Source organism: Streptomyces sp. NPDC052109, assembly GCF_040680195.1.
Classification (GTDB): domain Bacteria; phylum Actinomycetota; class Actinomycetes; order Streptomycetales; family Streptomycetaceae; genus Streptomyces.
Genome location: NZ_JBFAWF010000006.1, coordinates 209,510 through 235,789, shown reverse-complemented (window position 1 = coordinate 235,789; position 26,280 = coordinate 209,510). Strand labels below are relative to the sequence as shown.

Annotated in this window: 19 protein-coding genes; 11 read left to right on the top strand and 8 right to left on the bottom strand. The window is 75.0% G+C overall.

The annotated features are described in order from the left end of the window. Positions 1-17: 17 nt before the first annotated feature. Both AB0L59_RS15790 and AB0L59_RS15785 read right to left on the bottom strand, forming a co-directional pair. Positions 18-4,334, bottom strand: coding sequence for a cation-translocating P-type ATPase (locus tag AB0L59_RS15790; RefSeq protein WP_365583257.1), 4,317 nt, complete (start codon positions 4,332-4,334; stop codon positions 18-20). 8 nt (positions 4,335-4,342) lie between these two features. Next, positions 4,343-5,026 (bottom strand): hypothetical protein, encoded by a 684-nt coding sequence (locus AB0L59_RS15785; RefSeq protein ID WP_365583254.1) that lies wholly within the window; start codon positions 5,024-5,026, stop codon positions 4,343-4,345. Positions 5,027-5,829: 803 nt separating this feature from the next. Here AB0L59_RS15785 and AB0L59_RS15780 point away from each other — a divergent pair. Then, a complete protein-coding gene (locus AB0L59_RS15780) occupies positions 5,830-8,169 on the top strand; it encodes an SNF2-related protein (protein WP_365583251.1) in 2,340 nt (779 codons plus the stop codon). 210 nt (positions 8,170-8,379) lie between these two features. Here the strand turns inward: AB0L59_RS15780 and AB0L59_RS15775 are convergent, their stop codons facing one another. Both AB0L59_RS15775 and AB0L59_RS15770 read right to left on the bottom strand, forming a co-directional pair. Beyond that, complete coding sequence (locus AB0L59_RS15775) at positions 8,380-8,790, bottom strand: DUF6221 family protein (RefSeq protein WP_365583248.1); 411 nt, start codon at positions 8,788-8,790, stop codon at positions 8,380-8,382. Then, the gene (locus tag AB0L59_RS15770) at positions 8,787-9,545 is read right to left on the bottom strand and encodes a PaaX family transcriptional regulator C-terminal domain-containing protein (RefSeq protein ID WP_365583245.1); all 759 of its coding nucleotides are present in this window, start codon (positions 9,543-9,545) and stop codon (positions 8,787-8,789) included. The genes AB0L59_RS15775 and AB0L59_RS15770 overlap by 4 nt, the downstream gene beginning before the upstream one ends. A gap of 72 nt (positions 9,546-9,617) precedes the next feature. Here AB0L59_RS15770 and AB0L59_RS15765 point away from each other — a divergent pair, with 72 nt between their 5' ends. After that, positions 9,618-11,291, top strand: coding sequence for a DNA alkylation response protein (locus AB0L59_RS15765; RefSeq protein ID WP_365583242.1), 1,674 nt, complete (start codon positions 9,618-9,620; stop codon positions 11,289-11,291). Positions 11,292-11,468: 177 nt separating this feature from the next. After that, the gene (locus AB0L59_RS15760; protein ID WP_365583239.1) at positions 11,469-13,451 is read left to right on the top strand and encodes a HEAT repeat domain-containing protein; all 1,983 of its coding nucleotides are present in this window, start codon (positions 11,469-11,471) and stop codon (positions 13,449-13,451) included. A 263-nt stretch (positions 13,452-13,714) separates the two neighbouring features. On the opposite strand, the gene AB0L59_RS15755 is transcribed toward AB0L59_RS15760, so the two are convergent. Further along, positions 13,715-14,305, bottom strand: coding sequence for a hypothetical protein (locus tag AB0L59_RS15755; protein WP_365583236.1), 591 nt, complete (start codon positions 14,303-14,305; stop codon positions 13,715-13,717). A 288-nt stretch (positions 14,306-14,593) separates the two neighbouring features. Between AB0L59_RS15755 and AB0L59_RS15750 the strand changes: the two genes are divergently transcribed. From AB0L59_RS15750 to AB0L59_RS15735, 4 genes are all read left to right on the top strand, one after another. Continuing rightward, positions 14,594-15,682 carry a sialidase family protein gene (locus AB0L59_RS15750; RefSeq protein WP_365583233.1) on the top strand — a complete coding sequence of 363 codons (1,089 nt, stop codon included), beginning with the start codon at positions 14,594-14,596 and terminating at the stop codon, positions 15,680-15,682. An 86-nt stretch (positions 15,683-15,768) separates the two neighbouring features. After that, on the top strand, positions 15,769-16,446 hold the full coding sequence (locus AB0L59_RS15745; protein WP_365583230.1) for a uracil-DNA glycosylase: 678 nt from the start codon (positions 15,769-15,771) through the stop codon (positions 16,444-16,446). Further along, positions 16,443-17,417, top strand: a complete 975-nt coding sequence (locus AB0L59_RS15740) for a BadF/BadG/BcrA/BcrD ATPase family protein (RefSeq protein WP_365583227.1) — start codon at positions 16,443-16,445, stop codon at positions 17,415-17,417. Before AB0L59_RS15745 ends, AB0L59_RS15740 begins: the two co-directional genes overlap by 4 nt. A 176-nt stretch (positions 17,418-17,593) precedes the next feature. Further along, a complete protein-coding gene (locus tag AB0L59_RS15735) occupies positions 17,594-18,520 on the top strand; it encodes a hypothetical protein (RefSeq protein WP_365583224.1) in 927 nt (308 codons plus the stop codon). 119 nt (positions 18,521-18,639) lie between these two features. Here AB0L59_RS15735 and AB0L59_RS15730 read toward each other — a convergent pair whose 3' ends face one another. Further along, the gene (locus AB0L59_RS15730) at positions 18,640-19,674 is read right to left on the bottom strand and encodes a lactonase family protein (RefSeq protein ID WP_365583222.1); all 1,035 of its coding nucleotides are present in this window, start codon (positions 19,672-19,674) and stop codon (positions 18,640-18,642) included. 416 nt (positions 19,675-20,090) lie between these two features. After that, on the bottom strand, positions 20,091-21,581 hold the full coding sequence (locus AB0L59_RS15725) for an FUSC family protein (RefSeq protein WP_365583220.1): 1,491 nt from the start codon (positions 21,579-21,581) through the stop codon (positions 20,091-20,093). A gap of 230 nt (positions 21,582-21,811) precedes the next feature. Here AB0L59_RS15725 and AB0L59_RS15720 point away from each other — a divergent pair, with 230 nt between their 5' ends. The 4 genes from AB0L59_RS15720 to AB0L59_RS15705 all read left to right on the top strand — a co-directional run bounded on the left by AB0L59_RS15720 (position 21,812) and on the right by AB0L59_RS15705 (position 25,331). Continuing rightward, the gene (locus AB0L59_RS15720; protein ID WP_365583217.1) at positions 21,812-22,288 is read left to right on the top strand and encodes an Lrp/AsnC family transcriptional regulator; all 477 of its coding nucleotides are present in this window, start codon (positions 21,812-21,814) and stop codon (positions 22,286-22,288) included. A gap of 19 nt (positions 22,289-22,307) precedes the next feature. Continuing rightward, positions 22,308-23,003, top strand: a complete 696-nt coding sequence (locus AB0L59_RS15715) for an HAD family phosphatase (protein WP_365583214.1) — start codon at positions 22,308-22,310, stop codon at positions 23,001-23,003. 536 nt (positions 23,004-23,539) lie between these two features. Next, positions 23,540-23,797 carry a hypothetical protein gene (locus AB0L59_RS15710; RefSeq protein WP_365583213.1) on the top strand — a complete coding sequence of 86 codons (258 nt, stop codon included), beginning with the start codon at positions 23,540-23,542 and terminating at the stop codon, positions 23,795-23,797. 70 nt (positions 23,798-23,867) lie between these two features. Then, on the top strand, positions 23,868-25,331 hold the full coding sequence (locus AB0L59_RS15705; protein ID WP_365583210.1) for an MFS transporter: 1,464 nt from the start codon (positions 23,868-23,870) through the stop codon (positions 25,329-25,331). A 156-nt stretch (positions 25,332-25,487) separates the two neighbouring features. Here the strand turns inward: AB0L59_RS15705 and AB0L59_RS15700 are convergent, their stop codons facing one another. Further along, positions 25,488-26,249: a LysR family substrate-binding domain-containing protein gene (locus AB0L59_RS15700; RefSeq protein WP_365583209.1), complete on the bottom strand. Its 762-nt coding sequence runs from the start codon at positions 26,247-26,249 to the stop codon at positions 25,488-25,490. Positions 26,250-26,280 lie beyond the last annotated feature (31 nt).

Genomic DNA, 26,280 nt, shown 5'->3' with positions numbered 1-26,280 from the left:
GCGCCCCGGGCCACGGCTCAGTCCGGCAGCAGCCGGCCGACCGTCTCCTCCAGGCGGGGCAGCACCCGCTGTCCCGCCAGTGCCAGGGCGATCGCCGCCAGGACCCCGGCCCAGGCGACCGGGCCGAGCGGGGTGCAGCCGACGGCGTGGCTGACGCCGGGGATCTGCACCGCCGCGACCAGCGCCGCGGCGGAACCCAGGCAGGTGACCTGCACCAGGCGGCTCTGGCGCCGGTCCAGCCACGTCTGCGCGAGCTGTGTGCCCACCACCCCGCACAGCGCCATCGTGCTGGAGCGGCGCGCGGTGCCGGGTGTGAACCGGCCGATCAGCCAGGCCGTCACCGCGCCCAGGCAGGTGGTCAGCGCCCGGTGCCTTATCTGCCGCAGCAGCGGCGCGCCGAGGACGGCGGAGGCGTCCTCCGGCGATCCGCCGCGGGCGCGCGCGGCGGGATCTTCGTCTGAGGACGGTCCGCCGCGTGGCCGCACCGTGCCGGGCTCGCCCTCCTCCTCGGTCACCGCCACCGCCATCGACGGGAACAGGTCGGTGAAGAGGTTCACCATGAGCATCTGCCGGGTGGACAGCGGTGCCCGGCCGGACAGCAGCGTGCCGAGGATGCCGAACCCGACCTCGCCCGCGTTGCCGCCGATCAGGATGGCGATGGCGTCGGCCACGCTGTGCCACAGCGCCCGGCCCTCGCCGACCGCGTCGATCAGCACCGTGAGGTCGTCGTCCGTGAGCACGATGTCGGCGGCGTTGCGCGCGGCCGCCGAGCCGCGGGCGCTGATGCCGACGCCGATGTCGGCGGCGCGAATGGCCGCGGCGTCGTTGGCGCCGTCGCCGACCATGCCGACGACCCGGCCCGCGTCCCGCAGCGCCTCCACGACCTGGAGTTTCTGCTCGGGCGCCACCCGCGCCACCACGCCCGCGTCCCGCAGCATCCGGGCCCGGGCCGCGCGGTCCGCCGCCGCCAGCTCGTCCCCGGTGACCACGACGGTGTCCTCGGGCCAGCCCAGTTCGGCGGCGATGGCCCGGGCGGTCTGCGGATGGTCCCCGGTGAGCATGACCGGCCGTACGCCCGTCCCGTTCAGCCCCTCCACGAGCGCGGTGGACGTCTCGCGCGGTACGTCGGACAGGGCGAGCAGACCGGTGAACTCCAGCTCCTGCAGCGGCTGTTCGAGGACCTCCTCCGGCTGCTCGGACGCGTCGAGCCGCCGTTCGGCCACCGCCAGCACCCTGAGGCCGTCCCCGGCCAGCGTGTGCGCCGCCTCGGTGGCCTGCGCTGGCAGCCCGGAGCACGCGGGCAGCACGGTCTCGGGGGCGCCCTTGACCACGAGCACCAGCGGACCGTCCCCGCTCCGGCCGACGGCGGCCGCGTATCCGCGAGCCGCCTCGAACGGCAGGTCCGCCGCCTCCGTCCAGTCCGGGTCGGGGCCGGCCGCCGCCAGCACCGCCTCGTCGGTGGCGTGCACCGGCCGCTCGGCACCGTCTCCGTCGGGCGGGCAGGCGTGGGCGGCGGCCCGGACCGTGCCCGCGGAGCCGGGGTCGCCCACCGCGCGTACCGTGCCGTCGGCGTCGGAGGTGCGCACCAGTCGCAGCCGGTTCTCGGTCAGGGTGCCGGTCTTGTCGAAGCAGAAGGTGTCCATGCGGCCCAGCGCCTCCAGGGTGCGCGGGGTGCGCACCAGGACACCGCCGCGGCTCAGCCGCCGGGCGGCCGCGAGCTGCGCGACCGTGGCCACCAACGGCAGCCCCTCCGGTACGGCCGCCACGGCCACCGCCACACCGCCGCTGACGGCGTCCCTGATGGGGGTGCCGCGCAGCAGTGACAGCCCGGTGACCGCGGCACCGCCCGCCAGGGTCAACGGCAGTGCCTTGCGGGTGATCTCCTGCAACTGGGCCTGTACGCCGCCGGCCGGGGGCGTACGGGCGGCGAGGTGGACGGCGCGGGCGGCCTCGGTGCGCTCGCCGGTGTCGACCACGACGGCCCGGGCCTGGCCCGCCACCACGGTCGTCCCCTCGAAGACCATGCAGCGCCGGTCGGCGACCGCGGCGTGCGGGGTCGGGTCCGTCTGCTTCTCCACCGGCAACGACTCACCGGTCAGGGCCGACTCGTCGACCTCCAGGCCGTCCTGCCACAACAGCCGGGCGTCGGCGGGCACCACGTCGTCCCCCTTGAGCTGGATCACGTCGCCCGGATGCAGCGTCCCCGCCTCCACGGTGCGGGTGCCGCCCGTCGGCGCCTCGGCCCTGGGCGGCACGAGCCGCGCCTTCTGCTGCTGGTCAGCGAGCAGTCCGGACAGCGCCCGCTCGGCGCGCAGCCGCTGGACGCCGCCGACCAGGGCGTTCAGATCCAGCGCGCCGACGACGAGCAGGGCGTCCACGACCGAGCCGAGGATCGCCGACGCCGCTGAGCCCACCGCGAGGACGGGGGTGAGCGGGTCCTGCAGTTCCCCGCGTACGGCGCGGCCGAGCCGGTAGGTCAGGCGCGCGGGCGCGGCGAGGGGATGCCCGACGACGCCGGCGGCGGCCTCCCGCACACGGCCGGTCAGCCGTCCGGACGCGGTGCTCTCGACGGCCGGTTCGTGCTCCAGCCGCTCCCGGGTCTGCTCGGGGTCCAGTTCGTGCCAGTGCACGCGCGGACGGGGGTGCGGGGGCCGGGCCACCGCCACGCCGAACGCGGCCCGGCCCCCGGAGAGCAGGGCCGACACGGCGGCGGCGTCCACCGGGGCGTGCCGCAGTCCCGGCAGGGCGGCGAGGCGTCCGCGGCCCCCGCCGGACTCGCCGACGGCCACGAGCAGCCCGGAGAGCGCGGCGCCGGAGCGGGCCAGTGTCTGGGCGTGCCGGCCTACCGTGCGGGCCGCCGGTATCGCGGTCAGCACCCGCCACACGTCGGGCAGCCCGTGCAGGGCCAGGATGTCCGCGCCCCAGACCACGGCGCCCTCGTGGTCGGTGAGGGCGAGGGCGATGTCGGCGGCCCGCAGCCCGGCCAGGACCTCGTGTTCGTCACCCCCTCGTACCCGGGCGACCGCGAGCACCGCGCCCGTGTCACCGCGCGCCTGGTACACCACGTCGTCCAGCGGCCGGCGCGCGTCCACGACCTGGTCGGCGAGACCCGTGAAGTCCTCCAGGGCAGGGTCGTCCACGAGCACCACCCTCAGCCCCGCCCGGCGGGCCGCGTCCAGCACCGGCTCGGCCCACGGATCGGCCTCTCCCTCGTCGGTGCGCAGCACACTGGGGTGCAGGACGACGGTGCCGGTCAGCTCCAGCCGACGCAGCCGGTCAGGGCCGCGGACCAGGACGCCGGTGCGGGCGAGCGCGGCGCTCAGCAGCGCGTGGAAGGCGGCGGGTCCGTAGCGGGCGGCCTTGGGCGAGCCGGCGAGGACCGCCTCGGCCGCCTCGGCGCCGTCGTGCTTGACCAGCAGGGTGGCCGCGGCGCCCAGCACACTGCCCGCGGAGGCGTGCTCGGCGTACTCCTCGGCCGGGGACTCCCGTAGCGGGGGGCGAGCAGCGCCGTCGTCCGGGATGCTGACGCGGCCGGGCGCGCACAGCTGGTCGTGCACCGCGTCGAAGGCGGCGGCACGGGCGACCGTCTCGGCCACCTGGCAGGCGCGCAGCGCACCGTCGAGCACGAGGGACGTGGGGGTCTGCCCGGCGCCGTGGGCGGCGGCGTTCGCACAGGCCAGGAGCAGGTCCATGCGGGAGTTGCCGATCCTGTCCCGCAGCCAGGCCCGAAACGGCGGATTCTCCCGCAGCAGCGTCACCACCGCGGTCACCAGGCGGGGCGAGGGCGGCAGCCGCAGCGCGTACGCGGTGACCGCGACGCCGATGCCGACGGTGTCGGCGGCGAGCGTGGCCACCGCAGCGCGCACGCCGGCCGGGTCCGCCGGATGCGTGGTCTCCTCGACGTCCCCGCAGGACAGCGTCAGTCCGTGCCGCTCGGCCAGGTCGGCGGCCTGTTCCACGATCTTGTCGGTGGCCGCCTCCTCCGTGGCGGTCACCACCAGGCGCGTGAGTCCTTCGTCCCAGTACGCGACGAGCACGTCCGGCCGCTCGGCCAGCGTCTTGGCCACCCGGCGGGCCAGCTGCGCCGTACCGCCCGCGCGCCGCACCCTCTCCCCGTCGACCGGCCGCAGCGCCAGATGGGCGCGCGCGCCGGCCCGCCAGTGGTCACCGGCGCCGGGCAGCGCGTTGCGCGCGACCCGCGCCACCCGTACGGCGGCGTCCGCGCCGCGCACTCCGGCGCGCATCGTTCCCGCGGCCGCGCCGGCGGCCGCCCCGACCGCCGGCGCCAGCAGCCGGCCCGCCGCCGAGGGCGCCGTCAGCAGTCCGAGCACCATGGCCCTCCTCAGAGCGTGGTGCGGTCAGGCCGCGCCGTGGGACCGAGCGGACCGCTCGACGGCTTGGCCGCCGAGCCCTCTTCGGCACGGGCGGTCCGGGCGCTGCCGGCGGTCTTCGGGGTTCCGGTCGAGCCGGTGCCGCCCGTTGTCCGGCTGGTCCGGGATGCACTGCCCGGCGACCCGTTCCCGCCGGCTGCCCGCCCGCTTCCGCGAGTCCTGGGGCCGCCGGACGCCCGGCTCTCTCCGGAAGCCTCGGCGGCGCCGGCGGCCTCGACTCCGGCCTCCGCGGCGCCCGCGTCCCAGGGCCCGCCGGTGGCCTCGGCCTCTGCCGCGGCGTCCGCCCCGCCCGTCCGGGTCCCGCCGTGGCCGGAGCCGAGGGCGGCGGTGCCCAGGTCATGTGCGGGACTCTGTCCGGCTCCGCCGTCCGCCGGTTGCGCGGGCCGGGGCTGGGTCAGCCACGCCACGGCCGCGCCGGTGAGGGCGACGGGCCACTCCACCAGGCCCGCGGCGCCGAGCACGCCGGCCCCGGCGTAGACCGCGATGCGCCGGCCGCGGGGCGAGACCGCGCCGACCTTGTCCAGGGTCTCCGTCGCGGCCCTGCTCACCGTTCCGGCGCCGGGCACCCTGCGCAGCACCGAGGCCGCGCCGCGCAGCGGCGCCGTGAGGGCCGACGACGACTTCTGCTCAGCCATGACTCTCCTCGGGTGAGTTCACCTTGCGTGCCCGCCGAGTGCCCGCCCTCGTGCAGCTCATCCCCGTTTCTCCCGCTGGCTCCTCTCCTCCGCGGTCTGCCACCGACTGCCTTCCTTCCAGGGAACGCCCCGCTCCACTCCCGCGCCACCGGCACCGCGCGAGCACCCCGCCCCGCGCCCGTCCCGACGGCCGCCGCGGAACAGCGCCTCGGGCTCCGCCAGGGCGGGGAGTCCGGCAGCCGCCGAGGGAGCATCCGGTGCCGAGGGGGCGCGTGCCGCCCGGCCCGAATCGATCACCGCGTCGAAGTCGACGGTGGTGCGGACCAGGCTTTCGCCCACTACCGGGAGGCCGCCCGGCAGCCTCGGACGGCCTGAGCGTGGGCGGCGCGGACCACGAGCGGAGCACGATCAGCCGGCGTGCGGCGAACAGTCCGTCGGCGACCGTGCGCTGGGCCTCGTGCGTGGCGTCGGCGGTGGTCGTCGGGCTGGTCGAGGACGGCGCCGTCCGAGGTGTGCGGGCGGCTTCGGAGGCGGTCGGAGAACGGGTCCGGCGGGCGGTCGCCGCCGTGGGTCGTGAGCCGTGCCCGTCGCTGAGCGAGTCGCCCACGACGGCCACCGCACGCGTGTGAGCGGCGCCGGTGCCTTCACACGCCGGGCAGGCGTCGCCGAAGCCGCCGACGGCCGCCCGGGTCCTGCCCCCGCACTCCCGCCGGCCGTGCGGCATCCCGCTCGTCCCGGCCACCGCATGCCGCCCGTCCGGGTCGGTTCAACGCGATGGAAGGATGTGGCGCGAGGGAGGGCGGATGGGGCGCAGGGAGCGGGACGCGGTCGCGCAGGCGGCACGGCTGCACGAGGCGGCACGGTCACTGGCCGACGACCACGGCAAGGCCGTCGAAGCGGTGCGGGCGGCGCTGAGGCCGATGCAGGACGCGGAGGTGGAGCGGGCGCTCGACGCCATACCCGTGGCAAGGCTGCAGGACGCCACGAGCGGCCGGCTGCGGCTGGGCGGTGTCGACCGGAGCGGGCTGCGCACGGTCCGGCAGGTGCTCGAAGCCGGTCCTTACCGGTTGCGGCAGATCCCCGGAGTCGGGCAGCGGACCGCGGACCAGATCGTCGCGGCCGCACGGCAGGTGTCCGAGGCCGTGCACGACAGCGTCGCCGTACACATCGACGTCGACCACCCGGAGCCGCGGACGACCGCGCTGGTCATGGCCCTGCACGTGCTGGTGGAGGCGGGGCCGGAGGCGCGGCGCGCCGTCGACACGGCCGCCGCGCTGGTGAAACGGCTCGGGGCGCTGCTCGCCGACGCCCGGCCCGCCGCGGGGCGCCTGAGCATGCTGGTGGCCGGGCGGGCGAGGAAGGCCCGCGCCCTGGAGGCGGTCGAGGAGATCCGTACGCTCGTGGCGGAGGCGACGCGGGACGGCACCCCCGAGGCGCTCGCGCAGGCGTCGGTGGACCTGCTGCGGGGGACGTCGAGCGACCTCGCGGCCTGGGTGGACTTCGAGTTGCGCTCCGCCGAGTACCACGGCCTGCTCGCCGAGATCTCCGGGCGCGCTCCGGACACGGCCGCCGCCGAGGGTTTCCTGCCCGACGGCATCGCCGAGCGGGTGCGGGGCCAGCAGCTCGACGACTCCCGGCTGCGGGTGTCGCTGCGCGGCTATCAGGCCTTCGGCGCCCGGTTCGCCCTGGCGCAGCGCCGGGTGATCCTCGGCGACGAGATGGGGCTCGGCAAGACCGTGCAGGCCATGGCCGCGCTGACCCATCTGGCCGGCGAAGGACAGAGCCACTTCGTGGTCGTCTGCCCGGCGAGCGTGCTGGTGAACTGGACGCGGGAGATCGAGGCCCGCACCTCGCTCCTCGTCACTCCCCTGCACGGGCCGGACCGGAACGACGCGTTCGCCTCCTGGAAGGGGCGGGGCGGAGTCGCCGTGACGACCTTCGACGCCCTGCGCGGGTTCCCGGTCCCCGGCGGCGGGGAGATCGGGATGCTGGTGGTCGACGAGGCGCACGCCGTGAAGAATCCCAAGGCCCTGCGCTCCCAGGCCGTCACCCGGTGGGCGGCGCACTGCGAACGCGTGCTCTTCATGACGGGCACTCCGATGGAGAACCGGGTCGCCGAGTTCCGCAATCTGGTCCGGATGCTCGACGTGGCCGTGGCGGAGGGCATCGGCGACCATGCCGGACTGCCCGGTTCCGTGGCCTTCCGCAAGGCGGTCGCCCCCGTCTATCTGCGCCGCAACCAGGTGGACGTCCTCACCGAACTGCCCGCTCTGCAGCAGACGGACGAGTGGGAGGAACCGAGCGCCTCGGACGAGGAGGCGTACCGCGAGGCGGTGGGCTCCGGCAACTTCATGGCGATGCGCAGGGCCGCGTACGCGCGCCCGGAGAAGTCCGCCAAGCTCGTCCGGCTCCGCGAGATCGTGCACGAGGCGGGCGAGAACGGGCTGAAGGTGGTGGTGTTCTCCAACTTCCGGGACGTCCTCGGCACGGTGAAGGGGGCGCTCGACGCCGGTCCACGGACCGGCGTCCACGTGGTCGGCCCGCTGACCGGGAGCGTGCCGCCCGAGCGGCGCCAGCAGCTCGTCGACGAGTTCGCGGCCGTTCCCGGTCCGGCGGTACTGGTGGCGCAGATCCAGGCAGGGGGCGTCGGACTCAATCTCCAGGCCGCCTCCGTCGTGATCATCTGCGAGCCCCAGATAAAACCGACCGTGGAGCAGCAGGCGGTGGCCCGGGCCCACCGTATGGGCCAGGTACGGCCGGTCCGGGTGCACCGACTGCTGACTCCGGGCGGGGTCGACGAACGGATGGTGGAGATGCTGAAGAGGAAGGCCGACCTGTTCGACCTCTACGCCCGGCGCAGCGCGGTGGCGGAGGCGACGCCGGACGCGGTCGACGTGTCCGACACGGAGCTGGCCCGCCGGATCGTCGCGGAGGAACAGACGCGTCTGGGCTTCGGAACCGGCGACGTCGACGGGGGTGTCGGTGCCGCCGAGGGCGAAGCCGGCGCTGTCGGCAGCACATCCGGCGGGGTCGACGCCGTAGCCGGCGGCGGCGAGCCCACGAGCGCCCGCCACGCCGACGAACCGCCCGAGCCCACGACCACCCGCCACAGGGGCGGAATCGGTGGGGCGGCGGACGGCTGATCCCCGAGGGGCCGCCACGTGCGAGGCGGCCCGCGGCGGTTCCGTACGTCCACACGGGCGGGGACACCGCGTGCAGCCACGGGTCGCGACGGACGGACGGCCTGGGTGTGCGGCCCTGGCCCTCGTACTGGATGCACCGGGCCCGGGCCCGGTGCGACGAGAGTGCGTCGTGGCGTCGCTGGGCAAGCGGGAGTTCGACGACAGAGCCTACTAGGGGCGCCAGGAGTCGTCGTACCCGGAATGGCCGGCGTACGGCACGGCGAGCAGACGCAGGGTGGTGCAGGGCGAACGGGGAGGTTCTCCCTGGCGGCAGACGCGGCAGCCGCCGTCGTCCCGCGTCCGGTGCTCCGCCAACAGCGCCTGTTTCGCGTCGAGTTCGCGCAGCACCCGGGCCGGATCGTGTCGGGCCACGTGGGTGAGCAGCTTCACCGGGTCCTCGGCACCGAACTGCGCCAGTGGCGTGTGCGTGGTCCTGCCGTCCCGGGAGGTGAGCACCTGCTCGATCTCGTCGGCCATCACGTCCCGGACCGCGCCGGGCGCGGCGGCGATCGCGTCCCGGGCCACCCGTTCCTCCTCCCGCAACCGCCTGTGCAGGAACCGTCCGAGGGCCTCGGCCGTCATGCGGCGCGCTCCCTTCGGCCCACCGATGCGGCCAACTCCCGCTGGTAGCCGGCGTATGCCGTGCGCAGGGCCTCTCCCGGCCAGGCGTCGGGGAGGAGGCCGGTCGGGAGAACGGGGTCGGTGAGCAGGTGGCGCACGGCCGCGGCGTAGGCGGTGAGGCGGTCCGCCGGGCTCCGGGCGGCCCCCGTGCGGGCGAGCAGCGTCCGCGCGACGGCCGCCCAGTCGTCCAGCGGCCAGAGCCGGGTCACCAGATCGAGCGGAGGCCCGTCGGGGCGTGCGGTGAACGTCCGGGCGACGGAGTCCAGCGTGTCCGGCAGGGTGCGGTCGAGGTTGGCCGGGCGCAGCCACACGCCCTCACGGAGTTCGGCCAGGCGCAGGGCGGCCAACCGGGCGCGCAGGTCGGCGCGTTCGGTGGGGCCCCGGCCGGTCGCGGTGATCACCACCATCTCCCAGTCGCCGTCCCACGCGCGCGTGGCGGGCCGCAGCGCAGCGTCCTGGCGCCGCTGGCGCGCCAGCAGCCGGTCGCTGAGCCGGTAGACGGCGTCGGTGCGGCGCAGGTCCCCCGCGGCCACCATCCGGCTCAGCGCGGCCCGGAGCGTGGAGCCGCCGACGCCGAACGGCTCCACGAGCCGCACCAGGTCCCTCACCGGCAGTTCCGCCGGATGCGCGCCGAGGAGCAGGCTCAGCACCACCGACCGCGCGGACAGCGGCCGCAGGTCTGCCTCCTCCGGTCCGGGCGAGACGTTCATGCGCATGGCCACGTACTGTACGTGCCCCTTCCCTGTTGCACTATTGCTACAGTCGCAGGATAAGTGCAACATGCTCTCATGGTCTCTTCTTCCGCGCAGTCGCCGTCACAGCCCCAGTCGCCGTACGCCACGCACGACGTCACCAACCAGGCCCCGCCCCTGGCCCCGTACGACGCCTCCGGCGACAACGCCCTGCTGGAGGGACTGCGCCGGGAGGGCGCCGGGTGGGCCGAGGAGGACATCCGGCGCTTGGGGGCGCGCGCCGGCAGCGCGGAGGCGCAGGAATGGGGTGAGCTGGCGAACCGGTACGAGCCGGTCCTGCGCACCCACGACCGCTACGGCCACCGCGTCGACGAGGTGGACTTCCATCCCAGCTGGCACCACCTGATGCGCACGGCGGTCGCCGAGGGCCTGGCCGGCGCACCCTGGGCGGACGAGCGGCCCGGCGCCCATGTGGCCCGCACCGCGGGCGGTCTGGTGTGGGGGCACACGGAGGCCGGGCACGGCTGCCCGATCTCGATGACCTACGCCGCGGTGCCCGCGCTGCGCGCCCAGCCCGATCTGGCCAAGGTCTACGAACCGCTGCTGACCAGCCGGGAGTACGACCCGGAACTGCGCGTGCCGACCGAGAAGCCGGGGCTGCTCGCGGGGATGGGCATGACGGAGAAGCAGGGCGGGTCGGACGTACGGACGAACACCACCGTGGCCACGCCCACAGGGGAGCCGGGCGTGTACGCGCTGCGCGGTCACAAGTGGTTCACGTCGGCGCCGATGTGCGACGTCTTCCTGGTGCTCGCTCAGGCCCCGGGGGGTCTCACGTGCTTCCTGGTGCCCCGCGTGCTGCCGGACGGCACCCGCAACACCTTCCGCATCCAGCGGCTGAAGGACAAGCTGGGCAACCGCTCCAACGCCTCCTCGGAGCCGGAGTTCGACCGGACCGTGGCCTGGCTGGTGGGACCGGAGGGGCAGGGTGTGAAGACCATCATCGAGATGGTCAACTGCACGCGCCTGGACTGCGTGATGTCCACGGCGACCCTGATGCGCAAGACGCTGGTCGAGGCGGCCCATCACGCCCGGCACCGCAGCGCGTTCGGTTCCCGGCTCGCCGACCAGCCCCTGATGCGCAACGTCCTGGCCGACCTCGCGCTGGAGTCGGAGGCGGCGACGACGCTCACGCTGCGACTGGCCGGCGCGGCCGACCGCGCGGTGCGCGGGGACGCCGGGGAGCGGGCCTTCCGTCGGATCGCCACCGCCGTCGGCAAGTACTGGGTCACCAAGCGGGGCCCGGCGTTCACCGCGGAGGCGCTCGAGTGCCTGGGCGGCAACGGCTACGTCGAGGACTCCGGCATGCCCCGGCACTACCGGGAGGCCCCGCTGCTGTCGATCTGGGAGGGCTCGGGCAACGTCAACGCGCTCGACGTGCTGCGCGCCCTCGGCCGCGAACCGGACAGCGCCGAAGCCCTGTTCGCGGAACTCGCCCTCGCACGCGGGGCCGACGCCCGGCTGGATGCGGCGGTGGCCGCGCTGAAGGACCAGTTGGCCGAAACGGACCAGGTGGGCGCCCGCAGGCTGGTCGAGCGGATGGCGCTCGCCCTGCAGGCCTCCCTGCTGGTCCGGCATGCCCCGCACCCGGTCGCGGACGCCTTCTGCGCGAGCCGGCTGGGCGGTGACTGGGGGCACGCGTTCGGCACGCTGCCCGCGGGGACCGGCCTCGGCGCGATCCTTCAGCGTGCCCTGCCCGGCCTGAACTGACCCTTCACGCCGGGCGAGTACGAGCCACTCCCGCTTGCCCTCCTGGCGTGTGCGCGTCGCTCGCGCCCTGGCCGGTGACAGCCGACGGATCGCACACAGTCAGCGGACGGTTCCGTACCGTTGTCAGTCCCGTGGTGCACACTCGCGATCAGGTGGCACTCGTCTGGGGAGGACAACGTGTTCACGGGGATCGACGAGGTCGACTGGGCCTCGCTGCGGCACGCGTACGGCAGCGCGGAGGACGTGCCCGGATGGTTACGGGCACTGGCGTCCGCGGACACCGTCGAGCGGGCGACCGCGCTCGACGGGCTGTACGACGCGCTGCACCACAAGGGATGTGTGTACGACTCGACACTGGCCTGCGTCCCGTTCCTGCTCTCGCTCGTGGCCCGCGAAGAGGTGCCGGACCGCGGCGGCATCGTGGAACTGCTGGTCGGTATAGGCACGGTATGCGCGGACGGGGACCCTCGTGCACGGGAGGCGGTGTGCGCGGGCGGCGAGGTCTTCGTGCGGCTGGCGGGTGACCCGGACCCGGCGGTCCGCCGGGCGACCGCCGGGGCCCTCGTGCACTTCCTGGATCCACCCGCGCGGGCCCTGGACCTGTTACGGCAGCGGCTGCGGGCCGAGCGGGACGACCGTGTCCTGCTCGCCCTGCCGGAGGCGCTCGGTCTGTTCGTCCGCCGGTACCCCGCGCACGCCGACGCCGCGGTGGACCTCCTGGCCGGGCACAGTGCCCCGCCCTACGCCCCGGGGCTGCGGCTCGCCGCCCTCGGCCAGTTGGCGCTCGTCGCGCCGGCCCGGCTGCCCGCCGACCTGGTTCCGACGACCGTACGGCTGGTCCGGGAGCGTTCCGCCGCTCGCGGCCCGGCCGCCGCGCCCTGCGCCGCCGACACCCTCGTCGGACGCCTGCGGCGGCTGCGCCCGTCCGACGAGGAGGGCTCCCGTCTGCTGCGCACCCTGCACACCGCGCTGGGCGACCGCGTGGACGAGCGGAGCGCGCTCCTTCGCGGGCAGTTGACCAGTCCGGACCCGGTGGACCGGTGCAACGCCGTGTGGCTGGCGGCGGCGCTGCTGCGCGGCTGGCGCGCCGACCACAGCGCGACCGTCGGCCTGCTGGGCGCCCAACTGAGCGGGCCGCAGGACCAGGTGCGGGACGCCGCCGTCGCCGTCCTGTCGGAGCTGTTCACGCTGGCCGCACCCGCGGCGGACGACCTGCACGCACTGGTGTGGGCCCGGCCGGACCTGTGGACGCACCACGTCGAGCGCCGCTCCCCCGCGCTGGGCGGTCCGCTCAAGGCGCTGGCCAGAAACGGCGATCCGCGCGCGCTCCCGGCCCTGGCCCACCTCCTGTCCGGTCCGGCCGCACCGGTCGACCTGGGCTTCGAACTGGCGCACCTGGGCAGGGCCGCGGCCCCGCTCGCGCCCGCGTTACGGCATCGGCTCGGCCGGATCCCGCCGGCCTCTCCCTCCGCCGCCCGGCTGGCCGCCCCGCTGCTGGCGGCGATCGGCGCCATAGGAGACGCGGAGGCGGTTCCGGAGGTGCTGCGGCTGCTGTCGGGCGCTCCCGACGGGCCAGGGGGACTCGACGCGCTCGCGGGACAGGTCATCGCAACGCTGGAGGCACTGGGCGCCGCCGCACAGGCGGAACCGGCCCTCCGCACACTCCTGGACACCCGCCACGCCGCCGCGGCGGCCGGTGCGCTCTGGTCGGTCCGGCAGGACGCCTCCGCCGTACTGCCCGTGCTGCTGCGGGAGTTGCACCAGGGCGATCCGGCGAGCCGGTGCCTGGCCGCCGGGCAGCTCGGCAGACTGGGACCGGCGGCGCGCGCCGCAGCTCCCGCCCTGCGCCGGACGGCCTGCTCGTGGCCGGCGCGGGAGGGGGTGACGGCCGCGTGCGCGCTGTGGAACATAGAGGCGGATCCGGAGCCGGTTCTAGCCGTGTTCCGGACGGCCTGGGCGCGGGACCCGTACACCCGCCGCCCGATCGTCCGGTGCCTCATCGCGATGGGCCCGGCCGCCGCGCCGTTGCGGCACCTGGTGGCGGACGAACTGGCCCGCCCGCGCCGCCACCTGGCGCCCGCGGGCAGGAGCGCCGGCCGGGGCATACCGGAGGACGAGAATCTGCTGAGCGGGTGCCGGGCGGTGCTGGAGGTGGTGTAGGGCCGCCGTCACGGCGGGCACACCCGCCCGGGACGACGACGTCGGGAGATGGCCGTGCACCTCGTAGACGACGGGGCCGTGCCGATTCTCCTGACTCAGGTGACCTGACGGGCGGTCGGGCCCGGAGGCGGGCCGGGCAGACGGCGAGCCGCTCGCCGCCCCGCCCACGCCCGGTCGGGGGTGCTCCCCCACGGCCCGAAGGGGCGGAAGCCCGCAGGCCTGACGGCCCGCTCCGGTGCCCGCACCCCGACCGTGGACCGTGCTCAGACCATCCGCCCCCACTGCGGTCCGAGCCGGGCCCATTCCGTGTCCCAGGCGTGCATGCGGCGGCGTTCCAGACGGCCGCGCAGGGCGAGGCCGCCGACGAAGGGGACGGCCGCCGCGCTCACGCCCACCAGACAGCCGATCAGTGCGCCACGGAAGGCGGCCGCGGAGGACGAGGTGGGGCGGCTGACGAGATGGCCCTGCGGGTCGCTCCAGACGGTGACGGGCGTACCGGCCCTGCTGCCGGGCGCCACACGGATCTGACCGGTGTGGGTGGAGCCGTCCGACACGGTCCAGCGCACCTTGGCCCAGACGCGGTCACCGGCGGACGCCTGACCGCGCACGACGGACGTTCCCGGCGCCCGTCCCACGACGCGGGCCACGACCGGACGCCACGCCGCACGCTCCCTCGCGAGTCCGTGCTCCACCGACCGGGCCGCCACGAGACCGGCCGAGACCCCCGCCAGGACGGTCAGCAGCCAGGCGCCGAGCACCACCCAGGCCTCCACCACGTCGGCCCGGCGTTTGAGCGGATTGCGCCGCCAGCGCCACAGCCACACCTTCGGACCACGGAATGCCTTCAAAGGCATCCTCCTCACGAGCGCACCGACCGGCCGGACCGCCCTCCCATACGCGGGAGATCGCTCCCTTGCTCACGACGAGCCGTCGCTCCGACGGTCGCACGAGACACCCCTCTTGCGCAGGCGCATGCCACAACGGGCCCCGGCCGATCTCCGCCCCATGCCGATGACACCGCTGTGACCTGCGGGAACGTGCAATCCAAGGGGGACTGTCAGTGCCGGGGTGCAGACTGGCCGATAACCGACGACTACCTGTCGCACGACTACCTGGACGAAGGCGTCCCGGAGGTGATCGGCATGACCGAGGTACTGCTGGCAGTGGGCACCCGCAAAGGCCTGTTCATCGGGCGGCGAAAGGGCCGCGGCACCTGGCAGTTCGACGACAGCCCGTATTTCAACGCACAGGCGGTGTACTCGGTCGCCATCGACGCCCGCGGGGACCGGCCGCGGCTGCTGGCGGGCGGTGACAGCGCGCACTGGGGCCCTTCGGTCTTCCACTCCGACGATCTGGGCCGCACCTGGACCGAGCCGTCGCAGCCGGCCGTCAAGTTCCCCAAGGACACCGGCGCTTCCCTGGAGCGGGTCTGGCAGCTGCACCCGGCCGCCGCCGAGCCGGGAGTCGTCTACGCGGGCACGGAACCGGCGGCGCTGTACCGCTCGGAGGACCGCGGCGAGAGCTTCGAGCTGGTCCGACCCCTGTGGGAGCACCCGACCCGCTCCCGGTGGGTGCCGGGCGGCGGCGGTGAGGGCCTGCACACCGTGATCACCGACGCCCGTGATCCCAAGGCGCTGACCGTGGCCGTCTCGACGGCCGGCGTGTTCCGCTCCACCGACGGCGGCGCGAGCTGGACGCCGTCCAACTCCGGTGTGTCCGCGGTGTTCCTGCCGGATCCGAACCCGGAGTTCGGCCAGTGCGTGCACAAGATCGCCAAGGACGCCGGCGACCCGGACCGGCTGTATCTGCAGAATCATTGGGGGGTGTACAGAAGCGACGACGCGGGGACGCACTGGACCGACATCGGCGCGGACCTGCCGTCCACGTTCGGCTTCGCGGTGGCCGCCCATCCGCACCGGGCCGAGACGGCGTACGTCTTCCCGATCAACGCCGACGCCGACCGGGTGCCCGCCGAGCACCGCTGCCGTGTCTTCCGCACCACGGACGCCGGCCGGACCTGGGAGCCGCTGTCCAAGGGCCTGCCGGAGGAGGATCACTACGGCACGGTCCTGCGGGACGCCCTGTGCACCGACGACGCCGACCCGGCCGGCGTGTACTTCGGCAACCGCAACGGCGAGGTGTTCGCCTCCGCCGACGACGGCGACAGCTGGCAGCAGCTGGCCGGTCATCTGCCGGACGTGCTGTGCGTGCGGGCGGCGGTGATCGGCTGAGGCGCGCGGGAGGGGGTGCGGTCGTCTCCGTCGGGCTCCGGCCATCGGTTGATCACCTGCCTGTGCACGGCAGTAGGGTGACGCCCGTGGCACCACGACCCTTGCATGAAATCGTCGAACCGGGCTGGGCGAAGGCCCTGGAACCCGTCGCCGGACGGATCGCCGAGATGGGCGACTTCCTGCGCGCGGAGATCGCCGCGGGACGCACCTACCTCCCGGCCGGACCCAACGTCCTGCGGGCCTTCCAGCAACCGTTCGACGACGTACGGGTCCTGATCGTCGGTCAGGACCCCTATCCGACCCCGGGGCACGCGGTGGGCCTGTCGTTCTCGGTCGCGCCCGAGGTACGCCCGCTGCCGCCCAGTCTGATCAACATCTTCCGCGAGCTGAACACCGACCTGGGGCTGCCCCAGCCCTCCACCGGCGACCTCACGCCGTGGACCCAGCAGGGCGTCCTGCTGCTCAACAGGGCGCTGACCACGGCACCGCGCAGCCCGGGCGCCCACCGGGGCAAGGGCTGGGAGGAGGTCACCGAGCAGGCGATCCGGGCCCTGTCGGCCCGCGGCAAACCACTGGTGTCCATCCTGTGGGGCCGGGACGCCCGCAATCTGCGTCCGCTGCTGGGCAGTCTGCCGGCGGTGGAGTCCGCGCATCCCTCGCCGATGTCGGCCGACCGCGGGTTCTTCGGTTCGCGTCCCTTCAGCCGCGCCAACGACCTGCTGCTCCAGCAGGGCGGCCAGGCGGTGGACTGGCGGCTGCCGTGACCGTCCCCGGCTATCTGGCGGTGGACTCCGGAGGCTCCGGTCTCCGGGTCGCCGTCGGTGTGCCGGGCCGGGCGCCCGCCGCACAGCGGGAGTCAGGGGAACCGGTCCGCACGGGTGCGCGGGGCATCGATCCGGGCCATCTGATGGCCCAACTCGTCCCGCTGGCGCGCGCGTCCGCCGCCGAGGCCGCGCTGGGCACGCTGGACACGGCCGTCGTAGGCGCCGCCGGGTTCGCCACCCTGGGCGACGCGCTGCGCGCCGAACTGCCGGGCGCCCTGGCCCGGGAGCTGGGTGTACGGCAGGTGGCGCTCGCCGCCGACGCCGTCACCGCCTATGTCGGCGCCCTCGGGCCACGGCCCGGCGCGGTGCTCGCCGCGGGCACCGGGCTGATCGCGGTCGGCACCGATCTGCAGGCCTGGCGACGGGCCGACGGCTGGGGTCATCTGCTCGGTGACTGCGGCGGCGGCGCCTGGATCGGACGGGCCGGCCTGGAGGCGGCACTGCGCGCCCACGACGGCCGCGAGGGCGGCTCGGCGCCGCTGCTGGCCTGCGCGGAGGAGCAGTTCGGCCCGGCGTCCGGGCTGCCCGGGCTGCTCTACCCCCGCTCCGACCGGCCCGCGGTACTGGCCTCCTTCGCGCCGCGGGTGGCCACCTGCGCCGCCCACGATCCGGTCGCGGAGGGCATCCTGAGCGCCGCGGCCCGGCACATGGCCGAGTCCGTCGCGGCCGTGTGCCCGGCGGACGGGGAGCCTCGAGTGGCGCTGACCGGCGGCCTGTTCGGTCTGGGCGACCCCCTCCTCGTGCCCCTGCTCGAGGAGCTGACGTCCAGGCTGCCGCACGCCCGGCAGGTGCCGGCCGAGGGCGATCCGCTGCACGGGTCGGTCCGGATCGCGAGCGACCTGGCGGCCGGCCGGCTCACTCTGCCGGGTGAACCGGCCATGCTCCACGTGGTGCCCACCCAAGGCGAATGAAGCCGTCACAAAAGCGGATTGTTCCGTCTTGTCATCCCTTTGTCGGCCCATGCTCCCGGCACGTGCCCGGAACACGTGTCACCGACGCGTAACTCATCAGACAAAAAGGGACGGATACCGCTCACCTGCACCCTCCCCGAACGGAGGAACCCGAGAAGCCAGTAACATGCGGCGCCATGAGCTCCCCCACTGGACCCGAGTCCGGCCTGCCAGTACGAATGCCGCGACCCCGCCAGCCCGGACGGCACCGCCGGCCGGAACCGCTGGTGGCCCCCGAGGGCGCGCCCGCGCTCGCCCTCGCGGTGCCCGGTGCGCCCAGCGCCGCCACGCGCGGCCTCGCCGAGGAGGTCGTGAGCATCGCCCGCTCCGAGCTGCCCGGCCTGGACGCCCGGCTCGGGTACCTGGACGGGGACGACGCCGAGTTCCCCACGCTCCGGTCCGTGCTCGTGCGCGCCGCAGAGGAGCGCCAGGCCCGGTACGAGCAGGCCGTCGCCGCCGGGGTCGAAGGGGTCAAGGAGCCCGACGGCCCGGTCGCCGTCGTCGTCCCGCTGCTGGCCGGTCCGGACAGCGCCCTGCTGCGGCAGATCCGCCAGTCGGTCATGGACAGCCGGGTCGCAGCCGATCTGACCGACGTTCTCGGCCCGCACCCGCTGCTCGCCGAGGCGCTGCACGTACGGCTGTCCGAGTCCGGCCTGGCCCGTGCGGACCGCGCGCGCCTGTTCACCGTGGCCACCGCCGCGGACGGCATCATCCTGGCGTCCGTGGGCGGCGAGGAGGCGGTGCAGGCGGCCGGGATCACCGGCATGCTGCTCGCCGCGCGCCTGGCCGTGCCGGTGATGGCTGCGGCCCTGGACCAGGAGGGCTCCATCGCCTCCGTCGCCGAGCAGCTGCGTTCCTCGGGTTCGCAGCAGCTGGCCCTGGCGCCGTATCTGATCGGCCCGGAGATCGACCCGGCGCTGCTGGCCGCGGCCGCCGAGGAGGCCGGCTGCGCCACGGCCGAGGCGCTCGGCGCGTACCCGGCGATCGGCAAGCTCGCCCTCGCCAAGTACACGACGGCGCTGGGCATCGCCCCGCCGCAGCCGCAGGGCATGCCGGTCCGCTGACCGCGGGGCCGGCACCACACCACGTACGACCCAGGGCCCGTTCCACACCCCGGAGCGGGCCCTTCGTCCTGCTCGGGGCCCCGCCGCGGACGGCCCGGCCGATACGGCGCTCGGGCGGTTCAGCCGAAGACGACGCAGGAGGCGGCGGCGATCCGCACCGAGCCGTGGTAGCAGGGCAGCCCCGTCGCCTCGTCCACGGCGAACCACGTCACGTCGCCGGACCGCTCATTGGCCGAGTAGAGGAAGCCGTCGTACGCGGCGAGCGCACGCGGCCAGTGCCCGCCGCAGGGCACCGTGCCGATGAGCCGGAGCGTCTCGCCCTCGACGGCGAGGACCGACAGGACGTCCTCGCCGCGGGTCGCGGTCCACACGAAACGGCCGTCGGGCGAGACCGCGATCCCGGACGGGTAGGCGTCACCGGCCGGTGCGCCGGACAGCACCGGGACCTCGGTCAGCGGCCTGAGGGAGCCGTTCTCGGGGTCCCAGCGGCACACGGTCACCGTGGGGGTGAGTTCGTTGACGACGTAGGCGAGCGCGCCGTCCGGATGGAAGGCCAGGTGGCGCGGGCCCGAGCCGGGGCGCAGGGCGAACTCGCGGTGCAGGGCCGGGGCGCCGCTCTCGAGGGTGCAGATCCGTACCGAGTCCGTGCCGAGATCGACACTGACGGCCCACCGCCCGGTGGGATCGGGCTGCACCTGGTGGGCGTGCGGGCCGCGCTGGCGCCGGTCGTGCGGGCCGGAGCCGGTGTGCTGGAGCCGCCCGGAGGGCTTGGCCGCGAGAGCGCCGTCCGGGCGCAGGGGGACGGCGGTGACGCTGCCACAGCCGTAGTTGGCGGTCAGCACGTGGCCGGCGTACAGGGCGAGATGGGTGGGTCCGCTGCCGTCCACCGGCACGGGCGGCCCGGCGAGTTCCGGGCGGTCACCGGCGAGGCGGTAGGCGGCGACGGCGCCCTCGGCCGTCTCGCTGACCGCGTAGAGCGTCTCCCCGTCCGGCGCCAGGACCAGGTAGGAGGGGTCGGGTACGTCGTTCACGGCGGCGACGAGGGTGAGGGCGCCGTCCGCAGCGAGCTCGGCGGCCACTACGCCGGGTCCGCCCGCCGCCGTGAACGAACCGATGAACGCCCGGCGCCTGCCGGGCCTGCCGTCCTGTGCCACCGCTGTCCCCTCTCGGTCGAGCCCGTCCGGGCCGACGGTAGCAGCCGATCACGGCGGTCTAGACCAACAGGGCGGGCGTGGTCGCCGGTTCTTTTTCCTCGAGCGCGCCGGGGCCCGCGTATCCGACGGTGCGAGGCCGGAGCGCCCACCGGCGCCCCCCAGCGGCTTCGCCAGGTCGACCGCGCCGCGCTCGGCGAGGCTGGGGACGCCCTCCGGGTAACACGTGTCGAACTCCCCGTACTGTCTGCGGCGGAACGCCGGACGGCTCTGACCTCAGACCCCCGTCCAGTCGCGCCCCGTCGGCAGGGTCGTGCCGACGGACCAGGCGAGCCCGGTCGGCGGCTCCGCCGAATCCCGGCCGCCCACAGCGCGCACGCCGCCCTCGCCCTGCGCGGTCGCGCCCGACCGCACGGGCCTCAGGCCCCCACCAGGCGCGACCCCGTCGGGGCCCGCAGGGGCTCGGCCAGGTCGGCGAGGGCGCGCTCCAGGCCGTGCAGATGAGCCAGGACGGGCTCGGCGGGCGGCTCGGCCGGGCTGCCGACGGGCTCCGGGCGGCCCGCGGTGAGCGCCTCGACGGCAGCCTCGACGCGCCAGCAGGCCGCGGCCAGGCGGGCGTCGTGGGAGGCCTCGGGATCGGCCGCGACCGACACCAGGCCACGGATCTCGCGGGCGCAGTCGTCGAGCAGCGCGAGGACCCGGCGGGCACGACGCTTGCGGGCCGGCATCGGGTTCAGCGGATGCACCAGCGGAGCGAGCGCTAGCCGGACCCGGCCGAGCAGCTGCTCCAGCTCGGCCACGCGGGGCGCCGGGTCTGCGGTCGCGGAGCCGGCGAGCCGGGCCGCAGCCTCGGCCGTGCAGGCGTGCACGCAGTGCAGGGCGCGCCGGATCCAGGCGTCCGTGATGGCGTGGGTGGTGACCGGCAGGACGAACAGCACGGCGAGCGCGGCACCGAGCGCCCCCACGCCGGTCTCGGCCAGGCGCAGGGCGAGCAGGCCGGGGCTGAGGACGCCGAGGAGGCCGTAGAGCGACTCGGCGAGCACGGTCACCCAGAGCATCATCCAGGTGTAGGAGACCGCGGCCGTGTAGAAGATCCCGAAGACGGCGACGGCGACGAGGACGGCCGTCGGGACCGGCGCGCCGCCCACAGGGACGGCGACGAGGAAGCCCAGGCAGATGCCGATCATGGTGCCGAGGACCCGGCGGAAGCCGCGTACCAGCGTCTCACCGCGGGAGGCGGTGTTGACGAAGATCCACCAGGTGGCGCCGACGGCCCAGTACCAGCGCTGCCCGGACACCAGCTGGCCCACGACCAGCGCGAAGCCCGCGCCCGCGGTCGCCTGCACGGCCTGCCGCGTGGTCACCCGGGCCAGGCCGCGGCCGGCGGGCGGCACGGGTAGGGCGGCGGGGGGCAGCCGGCGCTCGTAGCACCAGGCGCCGAAGCGCACCGCGGCCGCGCTGAGCACGGAGAGCAGCACGGCGGCGTACAGCTCGGGCAGCTGCGCCGGGGTGGCGTGCAGGAACTGGGCCACGAAGAAGGTCATGAAGGCGAACACGCCGAGGCTGTGCCCGCGCGGACCCCAGCGCCGCGCGTACACCCCCGCGCCGACCACGGCCAGGAAGGCGAGGTCGCGCGCGACGGGAACGTCGTGCAGTCCGGCCGCGACGGCCAGCACCGGCACGCCCACGGCGGGCAGCAGCGCGGTGGTCACCGCCTGGCCGCGCACGGTCGGGTCGGCCACGGTGAACAGGGCGAGCAGCGCGGCGAGACCGCCGGTCACCGCGCCGACGACGGAGTGACCGGCGAGGAAGCAGACGACGACCGCGAGGCCGATGCCGAGGACGGCCCGCGCGGCGAAGCGCAATCGCGCCCGTCCCGGGTCCGGAGCCACGAACATCCTCTTCAGCACTGCTGCCCTCCCCATGGAACACCGGCACGGAAAAGGCGCCGCGGGACCCGCAGCGCCATCGACGTGCCCATGAGAGCATCACCGAGGTCACTGGCTCAAGCGTCGCCCCAATCACTGAGCCATTGGCCCAGAACCGGGTGTGGACCTCCACCCGGTCGGAATGCCAACGAGCCAGGTCGAGAGGCAGATGCGGCGGCTATGGTGTTGAGCCATTGGTACAGTCGTCCATCATGGCCGTGGACGAACTCGACACCCGCATCCTGCGACTGCTTCTGGAGCAGCCGCGCACCAGTGTGCGCGAGTACGCCCGCGTCCTCGGCGTCGCCCGGGGCACGCTCCAGGCCCGGCTGGACCGTATGGAACGGGACGGTGTGATCACCGGCACCGGTCCCTCCCTCTCCCCCGCCGCCCTGGGCCATCCGGTGCTGGCGTTCGTGCACATCGAGGTCACCCAGGGCCATCTGGACGACGTGGGGGACGCGCTGGCCGCCGTGCCGGAGATCGTGGAGGCGTTCTCGATCACGGGCGGCGGGGATCTGCTCGCCCGGGTGGTGGGCAGGGACAACGCCCATCTGGAGGACGTCATCCAGAAGCTGATCAGCCTGCCGGGCGTGGTGCGTACGCGTACCGAGGTGGCTCTGCGCGAGCGCGTCCCGCACCGACTGCTCCCCCTGGTGGAGTCGATCGGCAGGGCGGCCCGGACCTGAGCCCCGCATGCTGGGCCCCATGAGCGATCTCGGTGCCCTCGCGGTCATCTTCGATCTGGACGGAACGCTGGTGGACAGCGAACCGAACTACTACGAGGCGAGCCGCCAGACCCTGGCCCGGCACGGTGTCCCGGACTTCACCTGGGAGGACAACGAGGCCTACGTCGGCATCGGCAACCAGGACGCGACGCGGCTCTGGAAGGAGCGCTACGGCCTGAGCGTTCCGGCCGAGGACCTGCTCGCCGAGCTGAACCGGCGCTACCTGGAGATTGCCCGCGTCCGTACGCCGGTGTACCCGGAGATGCGCAAGTTCGTGGAGCTCCTGGCCGCCGACGGAGTGCCGACGGCGGTCGCCTCGGGCTCCTCCCCGGAGGCGATCGAGGCGATCCTCACGGGAACGGGCCTGGGCACGTATCTGCGCACGGTGGTGTCCGCCGAGGAGGTACCGCACGGCAAGCCCGCTCCCGACGTGCTGCTGGAGGCGGCCCGGCGACTCGGGGCGGCCCCCGCCGGCTGCGTGGTCCTGGAGGACGCGGCCCCGGGTGCGGCCGCCGCCCACGCGGCCGGCATGCGCTGCATCGCGATCCCGTACGTGGCCGCCCAGGCAGACGCGCCGGAATTCGCCACCGCGACCCTGCTGCTGCGCGGCGGCCAGGCGGAGTTCACGGCGCAGTCGGCGTACGCGTGGCTCCGGGCCACGGCGCGGACCCACTGAGCACCGCCGCACCGATCAGTACCGCTGACGCCCGGGCCCCTCCTGCCGCCTCTTGCCTACTTTGTGGAAATCCGCGCGGGCACCACACCGGGCACTTCCTCACCATGCTGGCACAGGGGTAGGCGAGTACCGGCGAGGAGGTGTTCGCGGCGGAGATCCGCACCATGGCGGGCGCGCCGGCCGAGGCCCGAGTCGCTCCGGCACGGTCCGGCCGTGCTAGGGGGGACGACCGGTTCGTTCCGGCCGTCGAGCAGCCTCGCGGGTCGTACCGGTACGTCTACCTGCCCGGGACCGGATCCGCACCTGCGCCAGGCAGCCCGCGAACACGGGATCGGAGCATCGGTGCGAGCGGCCGAGCCGGGGGTCGGCGAGGTCGCCCGGGGCCGCCGGGATGAGCGTCATGGTGGTGTTCCGGGCGACGTCGTCCGAGGCGTCGCGCACGGCGGGAGACAGATAGCGGGTGGCGTCGCCGGCCGAAGTCGCGACGCGGGCCCGTCCGCGTCGTGCGCGGGCTTCACCCAGGCGGACAGCGTGTCGTGACGGCGCCGGCGCGGCTGCCGGGAGAGGCGGTCCATCCTGCTGGCGGCCTCGACTCCGGCATCGGCGATCCCTCCAGGTCCGGCGGCACCGCGCTCATCGACGCGGTGCGGGCCGGGGCACCCTTCCGGAGCAAGGGGGACACTGCTCGCGCACGTCGGGGACGCGTGGCCGCGTGGGTGGCGGAGGCAGCGCTGGAGCGGCCCGACGGCGCGGTGGTGCCGCGGACGGCGCGGGAGGCGTCGTACGTGGCCTGAGGTGCCCGGGGAGGGTGCGGCGGCGTCTTCCTGCCGTGCGCTGGGCGCGGCGGCTGCCTAGCGTGATCCCATGACCACAGACCGGGCCGGACCGGCCCAGCACGACCGACGGTGGAAAGCGCTCGCCGTCTGTCTGACCGCGGCCTTCATGACCCTGCTGGACACGTCGATCGTGAACGTGGCGCTGCCCTCGGTGGAGCGTGGACTGCACGCCAGCACGGCCGAGTTGTCGTGGGTGATGTCCGGATACGCCCTCACGCTGGGGCTGGCCCTGGTCCCGGCGGGGCGGCTCGGCGACATGCGCGGGCGGCGCCGGACCTTCCTGACCGGGCTCGCGCTGTTCACGCTCGCCTCGGCGGCGTGCGGACTGTCCACCGGCGCGGCGTGGCTGGTGCTGTTCCGGCTGGTCCAGGGAGCGTCGGCGGGGCTGATCGCGCCGCAGACCTCGGCGCTGATCCAGCAGATGTTCCAGGGCGCCGAGCGGGCCCGCGCGTTCGGCATGATGGGCAGCACCATCGGCATCTCCACCGCCGTCGGCCCCCTCGCCGGCGGCGTGCTGATCCAGGCGGCCGGCGGCCCCGACGGCTGGCGCTGGGTGTTCTACGTCAACCTGCCCATCGGCGTGGCCGTCTTCTGCGCGGCGCTGCGGCTGCTGCCCCACGCCCCCGGCGCCCCCGGCAAGCGCGAGTGCTTCGACGTGCCAGGTGTCCTGCTCCTCGGGTCTGGTGTGCTCGCCCTGATGCTGCCGCTGGTCCAGCAAAAGCAGTGGCAGGGGCAGCTGAAGTGGGCCCTGCTCCCGGTCGGCGCCGGGCTGCTGGCCGCGTTCTGGGCGTGGGAGGGGCGCCAGGGGCGGCACGGCCGGGCTCCCCTGGTCGACCTGCGGCTCTTCTCGCTCCGCTCCTTCTCGCTCGGCGCGTTGCTGAGCCTCGTGTACTTCGGTGGCTTCACGACGCTGTTCTTCGTGTACACGCTGTTCCTGCAGAACGGCATGGGCTACGGCGCGCTGGCGGCGGGACTTTCGTCCATGCCCTTCGCGGCGGGCTCGGCGATGGGTGCCGCGGCCGGCGGCCGTCTGGTGGTGCGCTTCGGACGCAAGCTGGTGATCGCCGGGCTGTGCACGGTGGCGGCGGGCATGTTCGGCGTCGTCGCGGCCGTGCACTGGGTGCCGGGGCGGGGAGTGGCCTGGGCGGCCGCGCTGCCGCTGCTCGTCGCCGGCGTCGGCTCCGGCCTGACCATCTCCCCGAACACCACGCTCACCCTGTCCCTCGTGCCGGTGCGGCGGGGCGGAGCGGCGGGAGGGGTGCTGCAGACGGCGCAGCGCATCGGCTCGGCGGCCGGTGTCGCCGTGGTGGGCTCGGTGTACTTCGCCCACCTGGCCGTCCACGGCAGCCCCGCCGGCGCACTGCAGTACGGCCTGCTCACCGCGGTGGGCATCATCCTGCTGGCCCTGTGCCTGGCCTTCGCCGACCTGCGCCAACGCCGGGCCCAGGCCCAGCCGGAGCAGCAGAGGGAGGCTGCCCGGCAGGAGGCGTAGGGGCGGTGGCCGTCGGCACCGGTGCCGACGGCACCGGCCACGCCGCGCCCGTCCCACCGCGCGGCCGTACATCACTGACCGGAGCTGCGCCGGCCGCGCCCACCGGGCGCCGTCGGCGTCCGGGGACCGGCGCCGCCGCGAGCCGCGCCCCGGGCCTCACGACCTCCGGCGAGGCTTGCCGCGCTTCGGCGTCTGCTTGGTGCCCGCCGCGCGTGCGCGTGGGTTGCGGCCCGTGGCCTTCGGCGCCGGCTGCCGGCGGGCGCCGGCCGGTTCGGAACGCTTCTTCTGCTGCTCGGCCGGAGGCTTTGTACGGCCCCGGGTGCTGTTGACGGTGCGGCCGCGGACGATGCCGATGAACTCGTCCACCAGGTCGGTGGTGGCGTCCTCCGGCCAGGACAGGGCGACGCTCGACTGGGGGGCGTCGGTCACCGGGCGGTAGGTGAGGTCCCTGCGGTGGTAGAGGCGGGCCAGGGACTGCGGGACGACCAGCAGGCCGACGTTCGCGGCCACGAGCTCGATCGCGTCCGGTGTCGTCGGGGGGCGCTCGAAGGCGGGCTCGCCGGGCGGCGCGTCCCAGTCGAAGACGTCGTCCAGGGGATGGAGGAGCACCTCGTCGGCGAGGTCGGCGAGGGTCACCTCGTCCACCGCCGTGATCAGGTGATCCTTGGGAACGACGACCACCGAGGTCTCGGTGTACAAGGGGATCGCGCTGAAGAACGTGCGGTCGACGGGGAGCCGCACGAGGCCCGCGTCGGCCTCGCCCGCGCGCAGCACCCCGGCTGCCTCCGCGGCGGGGACCTGGACCAGGGTGAGCGGGATGCCCGGCAGTCGCTCGTTCCAGATGCCCACCCATTTGGCGGGCGTCACTCCGGGTACGTACGCGAGCCGGAACGACGGTGATTCCTCCGAGCCTGTCACCAGGCCAGGTTACCGGCCGTGGCCTGGCCGC

Coding starts and splice junctions, on each gene's coding strand:
- AB0L59_RS15735 (WP_365583224.1), top strand. CDS start 17,594: ATGAGCTCCCCCACTGGACCCGAGTCCGGCCTGCCAGTACGAATGCCG.
- AB0L59_RS15775 (WP_365583248.1), bottom strand. CDS start 8,790: ATGACGGCCGAGGCCCTCGGACGGTTCCTGCACAGGCGGTTGCGGGAG.
- AB0L59_RS15715 (WP_365583214.1), top strand. CDS start 22,308: ATGAGCGATCTCGGTGCCCTCGCGGTCATCTTCGATCTGGACGGAACG.
- AB0L59_RS15790 (WP_365583257.1), bottom strand. CDS start 4,334: ATGGTGCTCGGACTGCTGACGGCGCCCTCGGCGGCGGGCCGGCTGCTG.
- AB0L59_RS15705 (WP_365583210.1), top strand. CDS start 23,868: ATGACCACAGACCGGGCCGGACCGGCCCAGCACGACCGACGGTGGAAA.
- AB0L59_RS15755 (WP_365583236.1), bottom strand. CDS start 14,305: ATGCCTTTGAAGGCATTCCGTGGTCCGAAGGTGTGGCTGTGGCGCTGG.
- AB0L59_RS15720 (WP_365583217.1), top strand. CDS start 21,812: ATGGCCGTGGACGAACTCGACACCCGCATCCTGCGACTGCTTCTGGAG.
- AB0L59_RS15765 (WP_365583242.1), top strand. CDS start 9,618: ATGGTCTCTTCTTCCGCGCAGTCGCCGTCACAGCCCCAGTCGCCGTAC.
- AB0L59_RS15750 (WP_365583233.1), top strand. CDS start 14,594: ATGACCGAGGTACTGCTGGCAGTGGGCACCCGCAAAGGCCTGTTCATC.
- AB0L59_RS15785 (WP_365583254.1), bottom strand. CDS start 5,026: ATGGCTGAGCAGAAGTCGTCGTCGGCCCTCACGGCGCCGCTGCGCGGC.
- AB0L59_RS15780 (WP_365583251.1), top strand. CDS start 5,830: ATGGGGCGCAGGGAGCGGGACGCGGTCGCGCAGGCGGCACGGCTGCAC.
- AB0L59_RS15770 (WP_365583245.1), bottom strand. CDS start 9,545: ATGCGCATGAACGTCTCGCCCGGACCGGAGGAGGCAGACCTGCGGCCG.